The organism is Tychonema sp. LEGE 07196, from assembly GCF_963890365.1.
GTDB lineage: Bacteria > Cyanobacteriota > Cyanobacteriia > Cyanobacteriales > Microcoleaceae > Microcoleus.
The window spans coordinates 50,412-73,395 of record NZ_CAWPRX010000118.1 but is presented as its reverse complement, the minus strand read 5'-3'; the positions used below and the strand labels follow the sequence as shown (position 1 = coordinate 73,395).

Annotated in this window: 20 protein-coding genes; 11 read left to right on the top strand and 9 right to left on the bottom strand. The window is 45.1% G+C overall.

Annotated elements, in window-relative coordinates:
• Positions 1-140: 140 nt before the first annotated feature.
• From AACV78_RS14665 to AACV78_RS14650, 4 genes are all read right to left on the bottom strand, one after another.
• Entirely contained in the window at positions 141-2,168 is a 2,028-nt protein-coding gene (locus AACV78_RS14665) for an adenylate/guanylate cyclase domain-containing protein (RefSeq protein WP_194008377.1), read from the bottom strand.
• The gene (locus tag AACV78_RS14660; protein ID WP_194008378.1) at positions 2,134-6,843 is read right to left on the bottom strand and encodes a PAS domain S-box protein; all 4,710 of its coding nucleotides are present in this window, start codon (positions 6,841-6,843) and stop codon (positions 2,134-2,136) included. Before AACV78_RS14660 ends, AACV78_RS14665 begins: the two co-directional genes overlap by 35 nt.
• A gap of 90 nt (positions 6,844-6,933) precedes the next feature.
• Entirely contained in the window at positions 6,934-7,128 is a 195-nt protein-coding gene (locus AACV78_RS14655) for a hypothetical protein (RefSeq protein WP_194008379.1), read from the bottom strand.
• Positions 7,129-7,452: 324 nt separating this feature from the next.
• Positions 7,453-7,986 carry a hypothetical protein gene (locus AACV78_RS14650; RefSeq protein ID WP_194008380.1) on the bottom strand — a complete coding sequence of 178 codons (534 nt, stop codon included), beginning with the start codon at positions 7,984-7,986 and terminating at the stop codon, positions 7,453-7,455.
• Positions 7,987-8,128: 142 nt separating this feature from the next.
• Between AACV78_RS14650 and AACV78_RS14645 the strand changes: the two genes are divergently transcribed.
• The 10 genes from AACV78_RS14645 (at position 8,129) to AACV78_RS14600 (ending at position 16,910) form a co-directional block, all read left to right on the top strand.
• Positions 8,129-9,046 carry a histone deacetylase family protein gene (locus AACV78_RS14645; RefSeq protein ID WP_194008381.1) on the top strand — a complete coding sequence of 306 codons (918 nt, stop codon included), beginning with the start codon at positions 8,129-8,131 and terminating at the stop codon, positions 9,044-9,046.
• A 135-nt stretch (positions 9,047-9,181) separates the two neighbouring features.
• A complete protein-coding gene (locus tag AACV78_RS14640) occupies positions 9,182-10,459 on the top strand; it encodes a glycosyltransferase (RefSeq protein WP_194008382.1) in 1,278 nt (425 codons plus the stop codon).
• 264 nt (positions 10,460-10,723) lie between these two features.
• Positions 10,724-11,734 (top strand): glycosyltransferase family 2 protein, encoded by a 1,011-nt coding sequence (locus tag AACV78_RS14635; protein WP_194008383.1) that lies wholly within the window; start codon positions 10,724-10,726, stop codon positions 11,732-11,734.
• A gap of 195 nt (positions 11,735-11,929) precedes the next feature.
• Positions 11,930-12,511, top strand: a complete 582-nt coding sequence (locus AACV78_RS14630) for a serine O-acetyltransferase (RefSeq protein ID WP_194008384.1) — start codon at positions 11,930-11,932, stop codon at positions 12,509-12,511.
• Positions 12,512-12,648: 137 nt separating this feature from the next.
• The gene (locus AACV78_RS14625; RefSeq protein WP_339383645.1) at positions 12,649-12,870 is read left to right on the top strand and encodes a hypothetical protein; all 222 of its coding nucleotides are present in this window, start codon (positions 12,649-12,651) and stop codon (positions 12,868-12,870) included.
• Between the two features lie 115 nt (positions 12,871-12,985).
• Positions 12,986-13,168: a hypothetical protein gene (locus AACV78_RS14620; RefSeq protein WP_339383644.1), complete on the top strand. Its 183-nt coding sequence runs from the start codon at positions 12,986-12,988 to the stop codon at positions 13,166-13,168.
• Positions 13,169-13,267: 99 nt separating this feature from the next.
• Positions 13,268-14,281, top strand: a complete 1,014-nt coding sequence (locus AACV78_RS14615; protein WP_194008385.1) for a glycosyltransferase family 2 protein — start codon at positions 13,268-13,270, stop codon at positions 14,279-14,281.
• A 46-nt stretch (positions 14,282-14,327) separates the two neighbouring features.
• Positions 14,328-15,623 carry a glycosyltransferase family 4 protein gene (locus AACV78_RS14610; protein WP_194008386.1) on the top strand — a complete coding sequence of 432 codons (1,296 nt, stop codon included), beginning with the start codon at positions 14,328-14,330 and terminating at the stop codon, positions 15,621-15,623.
• 3 nt (positions 15,624-15,626) lie between these two features.
• Positions 15,627-16,751, top strand: a complete 1,125-nt coding sequence (gene epsE / locus AACV78_RS14605; RefSeq protein ID WP_339383646.1) for an exopolysaccharide biosynthesis GT4 family glycosyltransferase EpsE — start codon at positions 15,627-15,629, stop codon at positions 16,749-16,751.
• Complete coding sequence (locus AACV78_RS14600; RefSeq protein WP_228042262.1) at positions 16,752-16,910, top strand: glycosyltransferase; 159 nt, start codon at positions 16,752-16,754, stop codon at positions 16,908-16,910. It begins immediately after the preceding gene.
• 387 nt (positions 16,911-17,297) lie between these two features.
• On the opposite strand, the gene AACV78_RS14595 is transcribed toward AACV78_RS14600, so the two are convergent.
• The 5 genes from AACV78_RS14595 to AACV78_RS14575 form a co-directional block, all read right to left on the bottom strand.
• Positions 17,298-17,651, bottom strand: a complete 354-nt coding sequence (locus AACV78_RS14595) for a DUF1257 domain-containing protein (RefSeq protein ID WP_096832348.1) — start codon at positions 17,649-17,651, stop codon at positions 17,298-17,300.
• 130 nt (positions 17,652-17,781) lie between these two features.
• The gene (ycf46, locus tag AACV78_RS14590; protein ID WP_194008387.1) at positions 17,782-19,311 is read right to left on the bottom strand and encodes a stress-responsive protein Ycf46; all 1,530 of its coding nucleotides are present in this window, start codon (positions 19,309-19,311) and stop codon (positions 17,782-17,784) included.
• A 128-nt stretch (positions 19,312-19,439) separates the two neighbouring features.
• Positions 19,440-19,790: a slr0373 family blue light stress response protein gene (locus AACV78_RS14585; protein WP_194008388.1), complete on the bottom strand. Its 351-nt coding sequence runs from the start codon at positions 19,788-19,790 to the stop codon at positions 19,440-19,442.
• A gap of 335 nt (positions 19,791-20,125) precedes the next feature.
• Positions 20,126-21,037, bottom strand: a complete 912-nt coding sequence (locus tag AACV78_RS14580; protein ID WP_194074305.1) for a UTP--glucose-1-phosphate uridylyltransferase — start codon at positions 21,035-21,037, stop codon at positions 20,126-20,128.
• 57 nt (positions 21,038-21,094) lie between these two features.
• Positions 21,095-22,135, bottom strand: coding sequence for a mevalonate kinase family protein (locus AACV78_RS14575; RefSeq protein ID WP_194074304.1), 1,041 nt, complete (start codon positions 22,133-22,135; stop codon positions 21,095-21,097).
• 152 nt (positions 22,136-22,287) lie between these two features.
• On the opposite strand from AACV78_RS14575, the gene AACV78_RS14570 reads away from it, so the two are divergent.
• Positions 22,288-22,827 carry a Dps family protein gene (locus tag AACV78_RS14570; RefSeq protein ID WP_194008389.1) on the top strand — a complete coding sequence of 180 codons (540 nt, stop codon included), beginning with the start codon at positions 22,288-22,290 and terminating at the stop codon, positions 22,825-22,827.
• Positions 22,828-22,984: the final 157 nt, after the last annotated feature.

The window sequence follows — 22,984 nt, the reverse complement described above, 5'->3', positions numbered from 1 at the left end:
GTCATTAGTCATTAGTCATTAGTCATTAGTCATTAGTAATCAGTTATTGGTAGTCACTCACAAATAACATCGGACAAATGATAATGCCCATGCCCCATGCCCCATGCCCATGCCCCATGCCCTATGCCCTATGCCCATTTTTACCTTTTTTCCAACAACCAATAAGTCCTCATATTCCCCTTACCTTTCACCGGAATTACGCCTCGCATCTCCAACAAATACTTATCTTTTAAAAGCTCGTAAGTAACATCAGTAACTTGAATTCTGCCAGCAAAACCCGTACCCTCCATCCTCGACGCCACATTCACCGTATCTCCCCACAAATCATAGGTAAACTTGCTAACACCAATCACTCCCGCCACCACCGGCCCGGAATTGATGCCGATGCGAATTGCCAGTTTTTCTCCTGTCTCGGCCGACAATTTGGCTATTTTTGCCTGCATTCCCAAGGCCATTTGGGCGATCGCCCCCGCGTGGTCATGTCTCGGCGTAGGCAATCCCCCCACTACCATGTAAGCATCACCAATAGTCTTGATTTTCTCCACACCGTACATCTCAGCTAACTGGTCGAAGTGAGAAAAAATCACATTCAATCGCTTTACCAACTCCGTCGGAGACATTCTCGCCGACAGTTCAGTAAAGCCAACAATATCAGCAAATAAAACACTTACATCGGCAAAACTGTCGGCGATCGTGCTTTGCTGGGCCTTCAAACGTTCTGCTATTGGTTTGGGCAGAATATTTAACAACAATTTCTCGCTTTGTTCCTGTTGAATTTTGAGTTCTTCTTGCGCTAATTTCCGCTCTGTAATGTCAGAAACAGTACCCTCATAGTACATCAAAACGCCTTGTGAATCCCGAACGGCGCGGACATTTTCTGACACCCAAATCCGGCTACCGTCCTTGCGGCACACCATAGATTCAAACCCCGAAACCGCATTTTCTGCATCCATAGCCGCCACGAATTCCCGGCGGCGTTCCGGGTTAAGGTACAGTTGTTCCGCAATATTTTCAATACTAGACATCAGTTCTGCTGGCGAATCGTAACCGTACAATTTTGCCAAGGCAGGATTAGCGCTGAGATAGCCTCCAGAAGGAGTGCTTTGAAAAATGCCTTCCATCGCATTTTCTACAATGCTGTGATATCTTTCTTCAGCAATTCGCAGCAATTCTTCGGCTTGTTTGCGCTGAATTAAACCACCTAATTGAGTGCCAACCGCATTAAAAATGTCTATAAATCGCGCGTTTTTCGGAGAAGGCAAAATTTGAAAAAAAACTAGCACCGCCAATACTTCATCGCCTACCAAAATCGGCACGCCAAAACCTGCTTTAAATCCGAGTTCTCGTGCTACTTCACTCCGTAAAAAATCTGGGTAGCCCTGGGAAATATCTTCTACCCATTCCGGTTCCTTGGATGCCCAAACTCGTCCCGGCAGCCCGATATTCATGGCAAATGTCAGTTGTTCGCTTTGGGTGCGGAAGGGTTCCATGCTGGCGTTACTCGCATACCAGCCCCTGGCAGATTGCAGCGCAGTTCCTTCTGCATTGGGAATCCAAGCTTCTCCTACATCCCATCCGATTGTTTCGCCAAGTTGGTGCAGAATTGCTTCTAAAGCTGAATGAAAGTCCGCAGCTTCGCCGATCGCCTGTGTCGTTTCCAGCAAAAACCGGATTGATTCTTCCGCCCGCTGCCTTTCCACGATTTCTTCCTGCAATCTGGAATTGCGATCGTGCAATTCCCTAGCTTGCTGTTGCAGTTGCGATTGCAACAAACGCAAAGACAGTTGGCTTTCCACGCGGGCGAAGACTTCTTCTACTTGAAACGGCTTAGTAATATAATCTACTCCTCCTACTTGAAAAGCCTTAACTTTTTCCATCACGTCATCTAGCGCACTAATAAAAATTACTGGAATATCTTTAGTATTTTCATTTTTTTTTAAACTTTCACAAACTTCATAGCCGTTCATTTTCGGCATATTAATATCTAATAAAATCAAATCGGGAGGAGAGATTTGTGCTGCTTGCAGAGCCATTTTTCCGTTAATCGCCTTCCTAACTTGATACCCGTAGGATTCTAGCATAGTTGATAAAAGTCGCAAGTTGTCCGGCATATCGTCAACGATCAGAATATCTCTAAGAGTCGCTGCTAGTAATGGCTCGTTCATCATAATATAATTGAGTTAAATCGATAATGATATCAATCCGAAAATTATCGACTAAATCTGTTAAAGCATTAGCGAGATTTGCCTCAGTTTCGGGAATTTTAGCGATCAGTCCGAGGATGCGATTGTCGTCAACGCAAAGTGCTGCTCGGTATAAATCGACCACCCAGTCTGCGGGCATTACACTCAAATCCTCGGTGGTCAAACTTTGAACCGGGCGCGGTGCTGAATCAGAAATAGATAAGTTTTCTTCCTCATAAATATAACGCAGATTCAGGTGATGCGCTATCTTTTCAAATAGTACCTCTTCCCGAAACGGTTTACAGATCAAATCGTCACAACCAGCAGACAAAATCATTTGTCGCTGCTCGTCAAAAGCACTAGCAGTCAGGGCAATAATTGTTATTTCTCTACCTTCTGGAGTTTGCTTGATCTGTTTTGTAGCTTCGTAGCCGTCCATAACTGGCATCAGCATATCCATCAAAATCAAGTGCGGCTTCCAAGTAGACTGCAAAGCAACTCCTTCTTTACCATTAATTGCTTCGCGGACTTCAAATCCTAGGGGTACGAGGAGCTGAAACAGCAGTTGGCGATTTTCCGCTACATCTTCAACTATTAATATCCTATAGGTTTGCTGTCCGGCTTCTAAAGCAATCACTGGTTTAACGGCAGGTTTTTCTTGTTCGTCACTTTCTGTTACGACGTTAACGCGGATATTAAAAGTAAAAATTGTGCCTCGATCTAGTTGACTTTCAACAGCAATATTACCTCCCATAATCTTGACGAACTGTTGGCTGATTGGCAATCCTAGCCCGGTTCCCTGCATAGACTTGCGACCTGTTTCTGTTTGCACGAAGGGCTGAAATAATGTAATAACTTCAGACGGAGAAATGCCGGGCCCCGTGTCGGAAATTTCAAAATGCAATTGAGCTTTTTCTTGTCCGGCGGCGTTATTTTCTACTTGGCTGCTAACGCACAAAGTAACGGTTCCGTGTTGAGTAAATTTAATGGCATTGCCGATCAGGTTAATTAAAACTTGTCCCAATTTCGATTCGTCTGTTTCAATGTACTGTGGCAAATCGCCGATATTTTCAAAGATGAGGCGCAACCCTTTTGAGTTGGCTTTTAGTTGCAGCATTTCTCTGAGACTGCTGAGAAGATTGTAGAGGTTGAAGCGGCTTTGATTGATAGTAATTTGACCTGCTTCTATTTTCGACATTGACAAAACATCATTGATCAGTTCCAGTAAATGTTCGCCGCTGCGGTTGATAATTTGTATGTATTCTTTTTGTTCTTGCGTGATGGAACTGTTGCGGGCCATGACTTGCGAAAAGCCGAGAATGGCGTTGAGAGGGGTGCGGAGTTCGTGGCTCATGGAAGCGAGAAATTGGCTTTTGGCGCGGTTGGCAACTTCGGCATTTTCTTTGGATTTAAGTAGTTCCATTGACTGTCTTTGAGTGCGGGCGAGCAATTCTGCTTGCTGCAATGCTACTCCTAGCTGAGTGCCCACATGAACTGCAACGTTGATTTCAGATTCGCTCCACTGGCGGGGAGCTGAATTTTGATAGGATGCTAGCAGTCCCCAGAGTTTTTCGCCGCAGAAAATTGGCACAGTAATGTAGGATCTGGATTGAAATTTTTCTAAGAGTTGGATGTAGCAATTATTGAATCCTTGCTTGTAAATATCTGGGACGCAAAGGTAAGTTTTAGTTCGGCTGTAGGCTCCGCCTTCGGTTTCTTGCAAATAAGTATCGCATACTTTTTGGGAGTCAATCTCGAATTGTTTGACAAGGCATTGTTCGTTTTCTAAAGCACTTTCAGTAAAATTATAATCTACCTGCTGTGCTTGCATGAAAGAAATCCACTTGCTATCAACTGATTCGGCTACAAATTCGCCGCTCCAGTCAGGATTAAAACGGTAAAGGGCGACTCGATCGCACTTCATGGTTTGGCGCAATTCTCTGGTTGTAGTTTGAAAGATTTCTCGGATATCTAATGTCTGGCGCATTCTTTCAATGATTCGGGCGATCGCTCTTTGTCGCAAAGCACTTTCTTGCAGTTCAGTTTGTGCTTGCTGGCGTTCGGTAATATCTACAGCCATTAAAGCGATGCCGATCGGTGTACCATTATCGTCAATTAGCGGAGTATTATACCATTCGCAAACGATACTTCTACCATCTTTGGTAATAGTTTTGTGGGTGGTGCAAGAGGCACAAGAATCGGCATTAATTTTGTTGCTTAATATTTGAAATATTTGGTTGTAACAGTTGTTTGGGGCGATGGAATCCGGGATATTCTGGCCGATAACTTCTTCTTTGCTGTAGCCAAAAAGTTTTTCGGTAGCCGGATTCCAAGTGATAATTTCTAAATTCAGGTTTAATTCAATAATTGCGATCGGCGTTTGCTGCAATAAAAATGAGATTCTTTGCTGCGATGCTAACAGCTTTTCGGCCGCTAATTTGCGGTCTGTGATGTCATTAGCCGTACCGAGAATTTGTTTGGGTCTACCGTCATTTGTTCTGAGAAATATTGTATCCCAACTGTGCATCCACCGCCATTCACCGTTTTTGTGTTTCATGCGGTATTGACATTCAATGACATCGCCGTCTTTGGCTTGCTGCACTTTTTGGACGCTTTCAGAAAAAGCTGGCAAATCCTCGGGGTTGAGCAGATTTGACATCATTTCTGTACCCATATCTTGGATTTCTAGGGCGGTGTAGCCGAGCATCGCAGCAATTTGGCGGTTGGTGTAAACATTCCGCTGTTCTACTAAATCGTAAACGTACAATAAGTTGGGATTGGAATCGGCGATCGCCTGAATGAAGTGCTGGCTTTCTCGGAGTGCAGATTCTGCTTGTTTGCGATCGCTAATATCTCGCGCTACCACAATCACTGATTCAGCAGAAAGCACAGAAATTTTAGCGTCGAGCCAAACTTCACGCTCTCCGACTGTATAGCTATATTCAATATTGATGCTTTGCTTCGTCTTGAGAACTTGTTTGACGGTATTTAATACCAAATCTGCTGCAGGTTCCGGTAAGATTTCGTGGGCGGTTCTGCCAATCATTTCGGTGGGAGATTTCGCCAAATTTACCGCTGCTGTCGGGGCGATTTTGATGCAGCGCCCTTCTGCATTTCTCACTAAAACTATGTCAGTCATGGCGGTAAAAATCGCCCGCAATTCTGCTTCGGATTCTTGCAGGGCTTGTTCGGCGCGGACGCGGGTGCGAATTTCTGCTTGTAACTGTTTATTTTGCCGATCGAGCTGCGCGAGTCGTTTTTTTTCTCGCTCGATCAGTTTAGCTTGAGCGATCGCAATCCCTACTTGACCCGCCACAGCTTCTAACAAGTCGATTTCATCTTTTGTCCATTCGCGTTGGCGATCGCACTGGTGCAAACCAATAGCGCCGTTTGCCATCCCTTGGTAGGAAGTGCGAATTGCCAGCATCGATTTCAACCCAACCACGCGGCAAATCGATTCAGCAGCTTGCAAAAAAGGATCTGAATAAACGTCGTTGGAGGCGATCGCCCGGTCTTGGATCATCATTTGTACGACGTGAGGATTGCCCCAAATTGGAACGATTACGTTCCGCATGGATTCCCACTCAGGTTCGAGATACTCAGCCGCCAGAGGAAGATCGACTTGGGGGCTAGTAACGTAAGTATGAATCAAACAGCGATTGACGCGGAATGCCTGACCGATTTGAGTTGCAGCCGTTTGAAAGATTTTTTCCGGCTGCAAGCTCGATCGAATTTCTTGAGTTATTTTTGCAATCAGCAACTCTCGCTGAACTTGCCGTTCTAAAGCCGATTTAGTTGAGGCCGATTCTATTTCTGCTTGCTTGCGATCGCTGATATCAAAAAATACCCCATACCAAACAATATCGCCATTGTCACGCATTTCTGGTCGAGAATTCGATTGCAGCCATTTGAGTTTGCCCGACGGCGTAACAATCCGCCATTCACAAGCAAATGGTTCTAAAGTTCGAGCGCTCTCGCAAATTTTTTGCTCCAGATATTTTCGGTCATCAGGATGATTTTGATTGCAGCATAAATTATAATCTTTTAATATTTCTTTGGCCTCCAATTCGTAAATATCCCGACAAGCGTAACTGATATATTCAAATTGGAAATTTCCATCCGATTTTCGCATAAATTGATAAATAACTCCCGGTATATTTACCGCCAATTTCTGCAACCTCTCTTGGCTTTCCCGGAGTGCTTTTTCTGTTTGCTTGCGAAATTCTACCTCTCGTTGCAGTTCGGCATTCTGCTGTTTTAATTGTTTCGATAGCTGTTGTATAGTCAGTTGACTTTCAATCCGCACCAAAAATTCTTCTACTTGAAAAGGTTTAGAAATGTAGTCAACACCGCCCACTTCAAAAGCCTTGACTTTCTGACAAGTTTCATTAAAAACGCTCAGAAAAATCACCGGTATTTCGCGAGTCTTTTCGTTAGCTTTCAGTCTTTCGCATACTTCGTAGCCGTTCATTGTTGGCATAGCAATATCTAGCAAAATCAAGTCTGGAAGAACGGCAAACTTAGCATTTACCACCATTTCCCCCGAAATTGCCCGCTGAACTTTATACCCTTCTTTCGTCAATATATTTGAGAGAAACCGGAGGTTATTGGGTCGATCGTCTACAATTAAAATATGAAGTGTTTTTTTGTCGAGCGCCATATTATGTCTTGCCATTGGAAATTTTAGCGTGTTGACCGGAGAGGGATTATTTAATAAATCAAGTATTTTTGTGAAATAAAAATTATCATATTAATTTTTATTTCGCTCAGCAAATAGAGTATTTTTTTGAGAAGTTGGTTCATCAAATAACGCACTTTGTCTGCGAGCATTTTTTGGGCAGCTAAGCTTAAATCCGCAACTTAAATCAACCGCATTTTGATTGTATTTTAGTGCCACAATAAATCTAAGTTTTCTAGGAACAATTAAATTGCCTAAAAAAATCATGAATTAGCCACGACCGGCCCAAGAAACTGGGGACGAGAACCCAAGCTTCTGAACATTCAGCTACCACCTTCAAAAGGTTTGAGCAGAGATACACACCTGGACGCACCCTGATGCGAAACAACCCGGTTTTTGACTTTTGCTCCGGGCTGCAACCTGTGTATTGCTGTGAAAAAAACGCGGTTTCGAGACACCCGCGCCTAAGTCTTAAGATATTTGGCAACTAAGAGTATAGCGGTTCTCAAGCGTGGTGAGGTACGCCCATAGCCCTATACCCATAGTCCTAGGCCCTATCCCGGATAGTACCTCCTATGATAGCTCGAAAGGCTATATCAACTCTTTTCTCAGTCTTTTCTCTGCCAACAATTCCTTAAGTTTAGCAAGATTTTCATTACTGAGGGATATTTTAATTTCAAGTTCTTGCTCAGCCTCCCACAGCAGCAATATATTATCTTCCCCCAGCGCAAACTCTGGATTGTTTAATTCCAGTGTTTGATATTTCACTTCGGGAAATCCTATGCGAATTACCACTTCTGATTCCAACTGAGGATAGAGATACAATTGCTGTTGCAGGTTGTCTAGTTCTAGTTTCTGAACTGTGGTGTTGCGTTTGACAGGAGAATCGGGTTTGTACCAATAGAGAGTATCTTCGCGAATTTCAGGATTGACTATCACAAATGTTACGTCAAAACGCTGGGCTTGCCAGTGAATTTCGCTCATACCGCCAATTTGCGGAATCAGTCGCTCAACCCAGCTAATTTTTTTGCCGTTGAGGTTTTTCCACCACTGAGCGATACGATCGAAGTTCTCAGCATTTTCGGGGTTGTTGCTGCCGGACTCCCAGACTGTTTCTAGTTGCATATACAGGTTCTCCAGCGAATTTAAATTTGAGGTTGCAGGCTTTCAATTGGACTTCTCCTCCAAAAGCCTGTAAGCGAACAGGCTCGAATAGCGCGATCGACAAGAATTATTCGATTCGTCTATTCGTTCTACAATCATCGTCATGGACTTACCAATTATCTACCACGAAGATTATGTTGCGCCACTGCCGCCCGGTCACCGCTTCCCGATGGCAAAGTTCGGGCTGCTTTACGAAATGCTGCGGTTGGATGGGGTAGCAGAGCGATCGCAATTTCACGCTCCGGAACTTTTAGGGTCAGAATGGATTCAGTTAGTCCACGATCGCGATTACATTCAAGCTTACTGCAACGGAACGCTGGATGACAAAGCTCAACGCCGAATTGGTCTGCCTTGGAGTCCGGCCCTGGTCAACCGCACTTGTATCGCCTCCTCCGGGACTGTGCTAACTGCTAAGCTTGCTTTAGAATGCGGTTTGGCTTGCAATACTGCGGGCGGAACTCATCACGCATTCCCCAATTACGGCTCTGGTTTTTGTATTTTTAATGATTTGGCGATCGCCTCTAGAGTATTGCAAAAAATCGGTTTAGTTCGCCAAGTTTTAATTGTCGATTTAGACGTGCACCAAGGAGACGGAACCGCTGTAATTTTCCAAAATGACAGCAGTGTTTTTACATTCTCAATGCACTGCGAGGTCAATTTTCCTGGCACCAAACAAAAGAGCGATTTAGATGTAGCTTTGCCCGTCGGTATGGAGGACGACGAATACTTACAAACTTTGGCTAAATACTTACCAGATTTACTCTCCGATGTCAAGCCAGATTTAGTATTGTACGATGCCGGAGCCGACACTCATCAGGCCGACAAACTCGGAAAATTAGCTTTAACTGATACCGGGTTATTTCGTCGCGAAATGCAAGTTTTATCTACTTGTTTAGCTGGTGGCTATCCGATTGCCTGCGTCATTGGCGGTGGCTATTGTGATGACATGAAGGGGTTAGTTTACCGACATTCGCTGCTGCACCGAGCGGCAAGTCAGGTTTACAGGCAATATCGACTGTGATGCAGAGCGGTTTGAGATTATAGAGCTACTTGACAGTTTTTTCTTGATTAATTGCAATAACAGCAGTATAAAATTTCAAGCATTATAATCGAGAAAATAAGCCTTCCCATATATCCTTCTCAACTTAGGTATTCCATGCCAACATCTTCGGTAAATAATACAGAAACTCAAGTCACAGATTCGCCGCATTTGCTGCCGATCGACAAACGCTACCTCCTCGTCCTCAACATCAAATCCTCCGGCGACGAAAAAGGCAGCAGATATCTCGATCCATTGTGGGCAAAAGACTTAATCCAACACTTCAAATACTTGACAAACTTCACGCTAGCAGCTCCACACACGCTAGAACCCCTTCCAGAAAACACAATCGAGGTGGATGCGGCATCATTTGCCGGTGCTAAATTTATTGACCTTCCCTCGCCAAATAGTTACGCCCAATCAATATTGATGCTGCCGGCGACGATTGCCAAACTTTGGGACGCGATCGCCTCTGCAGATATCGTACATAGCGCCGTAGCAGGCTGGCCGATTCCGATGGCATGGTTAGTCACCCCAATAGTCCTGATCCAGCGGAAACCATACCTGATCGTAGTCGAGTCCGCACCGTGGCGACTAGCACCAGGCATCCCTGCCAGCAGCAAAGCTAAAATTTTGGCTCACATATCCGAAAGATTGAATCGCTGGTGCATCAACAAAGCCGACTTGACAATTTTTACACAGGCAGAATACCAGCAGAGTTTATTAACAAATCGGGACAAAATAAGTCACATAATTAATGCTTCGTGGATTGATGAAGAAAATATTATTTCCGAAGCCGACGCGGCCCAAATCTGGCAGGAAAAAATATCTACTTCACCCAAACAACTAAAAATTCTCTTTGCTGGCAGATTGCGCCCAGATAAAGGCGTGTTAGTTCTCCTAGAAGCCATGAAAATATTGGACGAAGAAAACATTTCTATCAAGCTGGACATACTAGGTGAAGGCAAACTGTTAAGCAACTGCCAAGCCGCCAGCAAGGCTCTGCACAATTCAGCACAGATCGAAATTTTGGGAACCCTTCCTTACGGCCCAAAATTATTCGAGCGGTTCCAACAATATCATGCTGTTGTGGTTCCCAGCATCTCAGACGAACAGCCCAGAATCGTATACGATGCTTATTCCCAAGCCGTACCGATACTCGGAAGCGACACGGGCGGACTCCGCGACTGCATCGAAAACGAAAAAACAGGTATACTGATCGCTCCTAACAACCCTCTAGTTTTAGCAAACTTGCTCAAACAGTCGGCAGAAAACTTGAACCAACTACAAAATATGGGCATGGCGGCTCGGAAAAAGGCTTGCACCCTGACTCACCAACAAATGCACCGACAGCGGTGGCAGCTTTTGTTAAATATGTTGGAACGCGAAGTCTAGTAGGCGATCGCAGCCGGAATTGCCGCCTACTAGCGATCGGGAGGATTTCCGGCTTTGTCAAAAGCATTGTCGATCGGGACTTACTCACCCGAGACCAAAAACCAGGTTTATGCAGCATTTCAAGCGAGTAACAACCATTTTCCCAAGCACCGCGTAATGACAAGACCTTAGTCCTATTTAAAGCTGGCGCGCAGATTCTCCAGCTTGAACTTGCCAGATCGGTACAACTTGAGCTAAAAAGTTGTTAAACCAACAACTGCACCTATGTCCAATGCCAGCGAGCCAAATCACCCATATCCACTGCTGGTTGTCATTGTTAACTACCGAACCTCTAGTTTGACAATAGACTGCTTGCGCTCTCTAGTTACCGAAGTGCGATCGCTCCCCGGTACGCGGGTTGTAGTTGGCGACAATGCTTCAGGTGACAATTCTACCGAAGAAATACCAGCCGCTATAGCCGCATTCGGCTGGAGCGAATGGGCCTCCTTCGTTCCCCTAGAGCGCAACGGCGGATTTGCCTACGGGAACAACGCCCTGATCCGTCCCGCCCTTGAATCCACCAATCCCCCCCTTTACATCCTGCTGCTCAACCCAGACACCGTAGTTCGCCCAGGAGCTCTGAAAGCACTGGTTGACTTCATGGACTCCAACCCCGAAGCCGGCATCGCCGGCAGCCGCTTGGAAGACCCCGACGGTACACCCCAGCATTCCGCTTTTCGGTTTCACAATCTATTGACCGAACTAGATTTTGGTTGGCGGACGGGCTTGCTGTCCAAGTTATTGGCAAACTGGGCCGCAGCGCCTCCTATTTCCCAAGAAATCTGTCAAACAGATTGGGTAGCTGGAGCCAGCATGATCGTCCGTCGCGAAGTATTTGAAAAGATTGGCTTGATGGATGAAGCTTATTTCATGTACTGCGAAGAAATGGACTTTTGTCTGCAAGCTAACAAAGCTGGCTGGAGTTGCTGGTACGTACCTCAAAGTCGCGTGGTTCACCTAGTAGGTCAAAGCTCAGGTGTCACTGACACCAAAAAGCCCCCTAAGCGACTGCCACAGTATTGGTTTGATTCCCGGCGCAGGTACTTTCTCAAAAACTACGGCTTGGTTTACACAGCGTTAACAGATGTATCCTGGGCTTCGGGCTTTGGAGTCTGGAGGGTGCGCCGCGTACTTCAAGGTAAGCCCGATGGCGATCCACCAAAGTTACTCACTGATTTTGTGATGAATAGTGTATTTTTTAAGGGAGGTAAGATTGAAGATTCAAAAATTTCTTAAATGGTATTTGTAAATAAATCAAACCCTGAGAAAGGCGGTTGATTCGGGCAAGCAAAACATTGCCATATCGACCCTAGCAAGTGGTATGTTTAATTGAAAAAACCGGGTTGCCCCTCCCTTTAAAACTAGAGAAATAGCTTAATATCTGGGGCATCTAATAACAAATTAAACCAGACAGAGTGTTGAGTACAGCTTATGGTAACGGAGTCAAATTTAATAGCAAGTGAAACTCAAGTACAAACCCCAGCACTGGGATTGTGGCAGCAGATTAAAGAAGACTGGATTGCTCACGGTCGCGATTGGACAAAGCCAGGATTTCGGGCCGTAGCAGTTCAAAGGTTCGGTGTCTGGAGAATGCAGGTAGAACCAAAGCTGCTGCGGGCTCCCTTGAGCATTTTGTATCGATCGCTCTACCGCAAAATCCGCAATACTTACGGTATAGATTTGCCCTATACCGTGAAACTCGGCCGCCGGGTGGTAATTGAACATCAAGGTGCTATTATCATTCACGGATACTGTACTATCGGTGACGAGTGCATCATCCGCCAAGGCGTTACCCTGGGGAACCGCTACTTGGAAAAACCGCTAGAATCGCCTCAATTGGGCGATCGGGTGAACGTCGGCGCCGGTGCAAAAATTCTCGGCAAGGTCAACCTGGGAGACGACGTAAATATCGGTGCAAATGCTGTCGTTTTATCAGATATTCCAGCGGGTCAAACTGCTGTTGGTATTCCTGCTAAAATCATCAAATCCCGTACTTCTGAAAACAATGCCTAAATCATTGTCTGACTTCTGACTTAGGCTATAAATGCAGCGCAATTCCAGCAATCTCCATACTCAGGTTAGAGAGTCATCTTAAGGCAAACTGCACAAATAGGCACAATTGTCTACATCATCAAAAAATTGCACAAACAATGATTGAGTTAATCACTAAGTCAATCATTTCTGCTACAGAACCAGACTGGAGCTACGAAAAATTTAGCAAGTGGTGGGAACCCAGTCGCCAACTGCTAAAATCTATCCGCAACTATCAAAAGTGGCAGCAGCAGGGTGGAATTGCAGGATATATTTTATGCCGTTGGAACGTTATCCAGTATCGATTTTGGAGCGTGGTCACTGCAACAGAAATCCCTTAGAACTGCCAAAGAGAAGGAGGACTGCTGCTGACTCATCCTAATGGCATTGTCATTCATCCCAGTGCTTCCATTGACCCGAACTGTCTGATTATTCAGCAGGTGACAATTGTTGCTGATGTCAAAATTGGCGGTCCTGTCGATATTGGTGCAGGAGCTAACTAAAATTATTCGCTCCGTAACGATCGGCGATCGGGCTTTGATTGGTGCCAATGCTGTGGTGATTTGTGATGTGCCACCCGGTGCAACAGCAGTGGGAATACCGGCAAAAATAATCAAAAAAAAACATCAGGAAGTCTGAAAAATAATTTATAGAAGTCGCAGAAAAATTATGAAATTAGCTAGACTTTTATTAAAATATAAAAGGAACTGCTCAGTAGTAGAATTCAAAAGGTAAAAATTGAAACAAATTGGATTAGTGGCGATCGGACGAAATGAAGGGCAGCGCCTCCGCCAGTGCCTAGTGTCGGCCACAGACAAAGTTGCCCGCGTCGTCTACGTCGATTCCGGCTCAACAGACGGCAGCCTAGAGTTAGCCCGATCGATCGGAGCCGATACAGTAGAACTAGACTTATCTATACCGTTTACCGCAGCACGTGCCAGAAACGAAGGCTTTGCCCGCTTGCTGGAACTAGGGCCAGACATCGAATTTGTTCAATTTGTGGACGGTGACTGCGAAGTAGTTGATGGATGGATCGATCGAGCCTACAGCGAACTCACAGCCAGCCCCGATGTAGCTGCGGTGTGCGGCCGCCGGCGCGAACGATACCCCAAAGCAAGCATCTACAACCAATTGTGCGACATCGAGTGGGATACCCCCATCGGCGAAACCAAAGCCTGCGGTGGCGACTCCATGATGCGCGCCACAGCATTTCAGCAAGTCGAAGGTTTCAATCCCGCACTAATCGCCGGCGAAGAACCCGAACTGTGCTTGCGGCTGCGCCAAAAAGATTGGAAAATCCTTCGCTTAGACGCAGAAATGACCCTGCACGACGCGCAAATGACCAGTTTTGTTCAGTGGTGGAAGCGCGCCCAAAGAGCCGGTTACGCCTACGCCGAGGGTTCCTGGATGCACGGAAGCGAACCAGAGCGCCATTGGGTGAAAGAAACCCGCAGCACCTGGTTTTGGGGATTAGTCTTGCCAGCGCTAGCCTTGGCAATGGCATTGCCGACAGAAGGCTGGAGCTTGTTACTATTGAGTGGTTACCCCTTAGCAACCTATCGCACCTATAACTATTATCTAAAGCATCGGGATATCACAACTAAAGAGGCAGCCATCTACGCTTTCTCATGTGTATTAGCCAAATTTCCCCAGCTACAAGGTCAAATCCAGTTTCACCAGCGCCGATTGCTGGGGCAGCAGAGCAAGTTGATCGAATACAAAACAACCAACTCTATTAATTCAGCCAACTAGAATTACAGCTAACTTCCCACAAAGTTCACCCCTAAGTAGTAAACAAATGAGCGATCGAAAATTAAAAGTTTTACTAATTGTAGAGCAGTGCAATCCTGACTTGGCATCAGTACCTTTGGTTGGGTACAATTTTTTTAAACAAATAAACAATTTAGTTGATGCAACACTCGTTACCCATATTAGAAATAAACCAGCCATTGAAAAATACCCAGAATATGAAAAAATCATCTACATCGAAGAAGGAAAATTGAGCCAGCAATATTATAAAATAGTCGAAAAGCTTACCGCAACTGAGCGAGTAAAATGGCCAATTTATCATGCCTTGAATTACCCAATTTATGAGCAATTCAATCAACAAGTATATCAAAAATTCAAAGGAAAAATCCTCAACGGAGATTATGACATAGTTCATGCAATTACCCCGATGATGCCGCGCTATCCGTTTAAGGTAGTCAGTGTTTGCCAGCAGACTCCTTTTATTCTAGGGCCTGTGAATGGGGGCATTCCCTTTCCCCCAGGTTTTCAAGAAACTGCCAAACAAGAATTTGCTCAATTCAACTTTTTGAGAGCAGTTGGTCGAGCATTAATTCCAGGTTATGTAGACACTTACAAAAAAGCAGATAAAATCTTAGCAGGTTCAACATATACTTTAAATATGCTAAAAGATTTGTTTGCAATCCCCGACCAAAAAATTGATTTATTTTACGAAAATGGGATTTCCGAGGAATTTTTAAATCAGACAAATATCATCAATAAAGATGTTAGCAAGGTCCATCTGCTTTTTGTGGGTAGATTAGTGCCTTACAAATGTGCCGATGTTGTCATTGAGTCTATTGGGAAATTAGACCCGGCAATTAAAAGTAAAATCCGCTTAACTATAGTAGGAGACGGCCCCGAAAGAAATAACTTGGAAAACCGAGTAAATGAGCTTGATTTAGGAGAAATAGTTAGCTTTGCCGGATGGGTAAATCAACAAGAAACTCTGGATTATTATAGGAAAGCAGATATTTTTTGCTTTCCTTCGATACGAGAGTTCGGGGGCGCAGTGGTAATGGAAGCTATGGCTTGCGGGCTCCCCTGCATAGTTGCTAATAACGGCGGTATTGGTGAATACGTGAATGAAGAAACTGGTTTTAAGATCGAGCCGATTTCTAGAGAGTATCTCACACAGGAGTTGACAAGTAAAATCAAGCTGTTAGTCGAAGACGATCGCCTGCGGGAAAGTATGTCAGCTAAGGCGATCGAAAAAGCCAAAGAATTTGCGTGGCAAAACAAAGCGATAAAAATTGTCGATATTTACGAAAAAATGCTCGGTGATAAAAGTGTTAGGGTATCGACATAGTAGATAAATGTCCTTGACCTAAAAATCATAAAGCAGGTAAGAAATGAAGGCAAAAATTGGATACTTTATTCCACAATTTCCGGGAAAAATACACATTTTTTTTGGCGTGAGCGACAATTTATTGGAGAACTTGGAATTGAAACAGATTTAGTATCAACTCGACCGCCACCCAGAGCGATCGCTTCTCACGTATGGGCAGAAGAAGCTCAAAAAAACACTATTTATCTATTTCCCTTTGCTGCGAAAGATTTTATTAATTCATTCCTAGAGGTTCTCAAAGCAGGTCGCGCTGCATGGTGGCAGTGCCTCGCAGTTATTGCCAAAGCGAGAGATACATCGTTATTTGAAAAAGTTAAACTCTTAGCACTGGTTTTGGTTGCTGGGAAATTAGCAAGGTTAACAAAAATAAAAGGTTGGTCTCACATCCACGTTCATTCCTGTGGTAATTCCGCCAATATAGCCTTATTTAACTCAATTCTTACAGGCTGTACTTACAGTATAACTCTTCACGGGCCTACTCTAGAAGTGTACGGGTCTAATCAGGAACAAAAGTGGAAAAATGCGGCTTTTGCGATCGTCATATCTCAACTGCTTCTCAATGATGTCAAAAATAAATTAGCAAACTTTCTTCCGAAACAATTAGCTGTTGCTCCCATGGAAGTTAATATTACAGAAATTAAACGCAGCAGCCCTTACAAGCCTTGGCAAGAAGGAAGTCCGTGCAAGATTTTTGCTTGCGGTCGCCTCAACCCGGTAAAAGGTCATAAATACTTGATTGAGACTGTAGAATTGCTGCGAAATCGGGAATTTGACGTGAGGCTGCAAATTGCAGGCGAGGATGAACAAGAGGGCAGCGGATATCACCAAGAGCTACAAAAAATCATTGAAGATAAATCGATGTCCGAATGCGTGGAGCTAATTGGGGCTGTTTCGGAACAGCGAATTCGCCAAAGTCTAGAAGTAGCTAACGTTTTCGCTTTGGCAAGTTTGAATGAAGGAGTTCCGGTTGCTGTAATGGAAGCAATGGCGATGGAAGTGCCGTCGGTTGTTACTAATGTAGGTGGAACTTCTGAGCTAGTAGATGACGGCGTGGATGCTGTATTAGTTCAATCAGAAAAACCCGAATAAATGGCAGATGCGATCGCAAATATACTGCAAAATCCCGAATTTGCTTTGAGCCTCAGTCAGGAATCTCGGAAAAAAATTATGGCCAAATTTAGCCACGGCCGCAGTGCAGAAACTTTAGCTCAGTGCTTGGAAAAAGTTGGAATAACTAACCTGTCTTAGTTATGCCAAAGAAAAAAATTAATCTCTGATTATATAAATCGAGTTGATTCCCAAACAAGTGATGTGAATTGTAATTGTTGCTCAAAATGCTTCAACGAAGTTCGGCGGTGAGTCATTGTTGCCGGTGAACTACTTCAGGATACTTCGATCGCACCAAATAGAGACTTGGTTAGTGACGCCCGCACCCAGGCCGAACTCTAAGCGATGTTTCCCGAAGAGTGCGATCGAATGCTTGAAATTTATCAACAAACCGTAAAAGATAGCGTCCGCTAAGGAGCAGCTTTCCTCTGTCTGTCGAGCTGTAGGGGCAGTGCCTAAAAACTCAAGCGCAAAAAACGGGTTAACCCGTATTTGGTTAACCCGCAAGCTTAGAAACGCGCACGGCGATTAATTTTGCACTACCAGCTTGACGTTAGCGTTTTGCAAACCGCGCTGCTTGACGGCTGCCAAGGTCTTGTTGACTGCGTACTTCTGGTTGATGGAGTTAATTAACTCAGTTTGATTGTGCTTTTTGGCCACGCCCCAGAGGTCGGCAATCAGGTCAAAGGAACCATCGCTATTGCGAGACCAACCCAGGTCGTATTCGCCTTCCAGAGTCGCTACGATGTCGGAGCGAACGCGCTGACCGTTATAACCGCGAACATCAGCTTCTGACTTGACTGAAATGCCCAAGTCGCGCAGGGAAGCTTTCAGGATTTCGGCATCGGTGATTTTGGTACGCAGAGTGCTAAAGTGAGACATTGGATTTCCTCCTAATAAAACTGAGAGAGAAACAACAACGGTCTGGATTTAACGGTGCCGCTGGGCGGCTTTTCAATCGAACTGCTAGCTGTTGCTAGCCTTTGCTCCTGTTTGGACCAGGAGAAAGCTTTTAGAATTCCATTCGCTGATATTCAGCGACGGAAGACGCAGCGGGCCGTGCGCGCTGTCTCGCCCAATCTCGGAGGGCGCTGACCTGTTCGGTCATGGTTTTAGACAGTGGCAATGTGGATTTAATGGCCGCGATGATATCTAACTGCGTAAACTCTCTATCTTGAGCGAAGGCCTCGTACATGGCTGCTACTAACCCTTGCTCAATTTCTGCGCCTGAAAAGCCCTCGGAAACATTGGAAAGCTGCTCTAAATCGAAGCGAGAGATGTCCCGACGGCGCTTTGACAGGTGAATGTTGAATATATCTTGGCGTTCTTCTTTGGTAGGCAGGTCAACAAAGAAGAGTTCGTCGAACCGGCCTTTCCTCAAGAATTCCCCCGGCAACCGCTCGATGCGGTTGGCTGTTGCCATTACGAAGACTGGGGAAGTCTTTTCTTGCATCCAAGTGAGGAATGAACCGAAAATTCGGCTGGATGTGCCTCCGTCTGAGTCAGCAGAACCAGTGCCTCCGGAAAAGGCTTTGTCTAGTTCGTCGATAAACAGGATGGCTGGAGAGATGGATTCTGCTGTTTTTAGAGCGTTGCGGAGGTTGGCTTCCGATCGACCCACCATCGAGCCGTCATAGACTCGGCCCATATCTAGCCGCAGCAGGGGCAGTCCCCAAAGGCGCGATGTAGTTTTGGCAATCAGCGATTTTCCGCATCCGGGTACGCCGAGAATTAACATCCCTTTTGGTTGGGGCAGACCGTATTCTCTCGCCCTTTCTGTAAAGGCGTTGGAACGCTGCTTGAGCCACCGTTTCAGCTCTTCTAAACCGCCTACTGCATCCAGGGTTTCATCTTCTTCAACGAACTCTAGAATGCCGTTGCGCCGAATTAATTGCTTTTTCTCCGACAGAACTATGTCTACTTCTTCTTCAGTTAACCGCCCTGTCGAAACGTGGGCTTTGCGATACACTTTTTCAGCTTCGTCCTTAGTCAATCCCAAGGCTGCTTTTAAAAGTTTTTCTCGCGCTTCTGTGGTAATACGTCGCGATTTTGTTTGCTCCAACTGACCGGACAATACTTGGTTGAGTTCCTTCATGTCTGGCAGCGCGAAGTCTAAGACCACCACTTCCTTTTCTAGCTCGATCGGAATTTGCTGCAAAGGAGACATCAGTATAATTGTCTTTTGCGTTCCTTTGAAGTTGGCGATCGCATCCCGCAATAACCTTGTTACAGTTGCATCATCTTTAAAAGGATGAAGGTCTTTGAATATATAGATTCCACTGGGGTTGTTGCTTGGTTCCCGCTGCCTGATAACCCACTCAAGGGCTGCCTGTGGCGAGAGGGTGCTTTGCTGAGTGTTCCGAGGTTGACCGTGATCCGTGCGCTCTATCATGCCTTGGGTTACAGTCCAGACGAATACTCGTCGCTGTGGCTTGGCTTGAGCTATTGTTGAAATTGCTTGCTCACACCGCTCTTCCTCGGATGTCACGAGGTAGATCAGAGGATATTGAGCTTGGATTAGGATACTGATCTCTTCTTGCATAGTCCTCGACCCACTAGAGACGGTGCTATCTGTGCTGAATCTCAATGCTGCCTTTAGCCGAATTAGAAAAATTTTAGTGAAAAATTTCAGTAAATTTAAGTTCTAGCTTTTGGGGAAGCAAGGCATTCTTAGCAGGGAACCAATTCTTCCTCTCCCGGTCTGGCTGTGCTGGCACCGACGCCTGACACCTGCTTTACTGGAAGATCTTGCTCAGCCAATACGCTCGGCTGACTTGTTACTGATGCCAGTTCTCCATCTCGCATTACTACAGAACCCGTGCATTCTGGACAAGTGTACACCCGGTGGGTTTGTCCGTAGGAGGCTTCTACTTCGTCAACCACTTCGGGGTTTCCTAGGTAAAAGACAATTGCCCTTTCTGCAATTGATGACATCGGTTCTGTTTCGACTGCGGCTTTGATTTTGAGCTGACGATGCAGTTCCGGTGGAAGATACAGTGTAACTTTTTGCTTTTCTTGCATATCTGTGAATTGACTTACCCGGGTATGTATATTAGATTAGCCGCTTAATTCTTTGCTGTCAACCCTCTATGCTGTTTTAGCGTCATCTTGTAATACTTCGTTACAATTGAGGTAATTTTGGGGCATCCTACAACGGAATTAATGGGCTTTTAGCTGATGAGGCTGCGATGCAGTGGCAGGTATTTCGATTTGGGATTGGGATATGGCGATTTGGGATTGGGGAATGAATGGATGGCTGTCAACTGCAGATTTAAGGCAAATTGACGCGCATAAACACAGATCATTTGTATAGGAGCGAGTTTGGGGAGGTAATGCAAGTCTAATTTTAAGGCCCGTTAGCCGATCGCCCCACCAGATATGGCAAAATCAATCAGCGTCTGCCGGTAAACCTCCGGCAATCCCGTGTCAAAACACCGCCCTTGCACCACATAACCAGCCATTCCCTCGATCTCCCGCAATTTCTCCAAACAGGATGTTAACTGAAATTCGCCTCTTTCTCGAAAATTGGCACTAATATGTTCCGCCAAATAATCAAATATTTGAGGATTGAGCACATACATCCCAAACATCGATAAAAATAAATCATCCCCCATTCCTTCTACGCTTAAATGCTGCCGCGCATACTCGATATCCGGCTTTTCGTAAACTTGCGTCACAGACAAAATAGCATCTTGTTCCCGCCAAACACCAGCCGCACAGCCGTAGTGATGAATTACCTCAGCCTGTGTCACCCTCAAACCAATTACGCTTTGCTGCACTTGCGAGTAAATATCCAATAGCTGGCGCGCGCAAGAGTTTGCAGTGTCCGACAAGTAAATGTGGTCGCCCAACAGCAGCAAAAATGGCTCCCTGTTCGTCCATTCTCTAGCACAAAATACCGCGTGGCCGAATCCTTCCTGAACATCTTGAGTAAGAATTGTAACTTTCTGTCCTACATTTTGTAAATATTCACTATAATCTTGGTTTTGCACAGACAGTTTTTGGAAAAGTTGGGGAGACGGAGGGGCTTTAAAGAAATCTTCAAAAAAAGCGCGATCGCCCTTTTGCACAACTATACCAACTTCTTCGATTCCGGCGCTCAAAGCTTCTTCCACAATTGCCAAAATTATCGGTTTGGCGCGGCCGTCGCGATCGATAATTGGAAATAACTCTTTCTTCACAGCCTTAGTAGCCGGAAACATCCGAGTGCCAAAACCGGCGGCCGGAATCACCGCTTTGCGGACTCTGTATTGAGAACGGATTGTCATAGGATTTTAGATTTTAGATTGAAGAATTTGAAGCTTCCTTAAATTGGTATTTTTTTTTCAACTGATTTTCAGTTTCACACAATTCATCTGAGGAAAATCCCGTGCAATAATCTCCATAACCTCCTGTTGACTTTCTGCATCTTTAACTATAAACTGCGCCGTGCCGTCTCCTTGAGAACCTACTCCCTTCCCACCCAAAATATAAGGCTGAATTGGTGCATAGTTCAAAAGTTCGTGCAAAACAGAAGCAGTTAACTGCCCCGGACAAGCGGGGATTAAATGCTTGTCAAATTCCCTCTGGGCAACTTTCATCAACTCGCCGAGTTTAACCGCATCTCCCTGCTGTAAAGCTGCGGCTGCATCCTGCGTAATTTGTGAACTAATGGCACCGAGATATAGCTGCACGTTTGCTGCTACTTCATTCGCAGCAAAGGGGTAAGCCAGATTGAGACTTGCCAGGATTTCTTGAGTGTTTTTGCTAGCGCCCAAATCTACGAGTACAAAAAACAAATCTTTGGTAACTTTTAACTCAACAACATCCATTTGAGAACCGTCAAAAATCATCATAATCGGGCGATTTCCATAGGCACAACCCTGATCCATGCGGCCGCAGCGCGAAGGTGTTGCAGTCTCGCCTAAATAAGCCATTTCCATTTCACCGCGCACGTTCATTTTTAAATCGTATAAGCGGTTGAAAGCGCGCGCTACTAATACGCAAATTGCGGCGCTGGAAGACAGGCCTTTCTGAATTGGTAAATCTGTTAAATAATTGTCAATCTCTACTCCTCCCACGCGGTAGTAGGTGAGAAATTGAGCCGCCACACCGGCTGCATAACTGAAAAAAGTTCCTGTTTGTGCTTCAGCAAGCAGACGATTTTTTTCCATCGGGAGTGCAGCTTCTATTTTGGTGCCGTCATTTAAAGCAGCTCGCAAAATCAAGTGTGTGGGATGCGCCTTAACTTCAGCATAAATTCCTTGATTTGTACTGGCTATCAGAGTGCAGCCTTTTGCTATAGCGGGATTGAGGGGGCGATAGGCGGCTGCCCAATCGCTGTGTTCGCCAAACAGACAAAGGCGGCCAGGAACAAAAAGCTGCATGACATCTATCTAAAGGTATCTATATTGCGATTACTTTAACCTGAAATGCAGATATTTGACTAAAAGTGCGATCGTCCTTTGGGTTGATGTCAGCGGCTGGCAAAATTTGTTTTAATAAATGTCTAGTTAGAAGAATTGAGGAAATTATTTCAATGCGTAAGTTAAATATAGGTCTATCTGACGAGCAACGTGCAGGTGTTATCGAACTTTTGAATCACGACCTGTCTGACGCTTATCTGCTGTTAATCAAAACTAAAAAGTATCACTGGGATGTAGTTGGCCCGCAGTTTCGATCGCTCCACCAGTTGTGGGAAGAACACTACCAGGTATTGACTGAGAATATTGATGCTATGGCCGAACGGGTTAGAGCTTTAGGCGGCTACCCAATTGGTACTGCTGAGGGTTTTCTCAAGTATGGTTCGATTAAGGAACACGTCGGCGATTTGCCTTTAGCAAGTGAGATGGTATCGCGTTTGGTTGACGATCACGAACTGGTTATTCGCAATCTCCGCAAACACGTTGAACAGTGTGGTGAAGAGTTCAAGGATGACGGAACCGCCGACTTTTTGACTGGTTTGATGGAACAGCACGAACAAATGGCTTGGATGTTGCGATCGTTTATTGAAGGGGAATCGCTTTCGTCTGACGGTCAGCAGCCAAAAGCTAAAACTGCTACAGCTTCTCACGCTTAGATTGGACGCGAGTTACCTACGGTGGTTATAAACCGTGTTTTTACGACAATACTGGTTAATCACCATTAATTTTGGTCAAAAACCCGGTTTCTCGGTCTCGGAATGCGTCCGGGTTAGCAGAAACCGGGTTTTTACGATAATACTGGTTAATCACCAT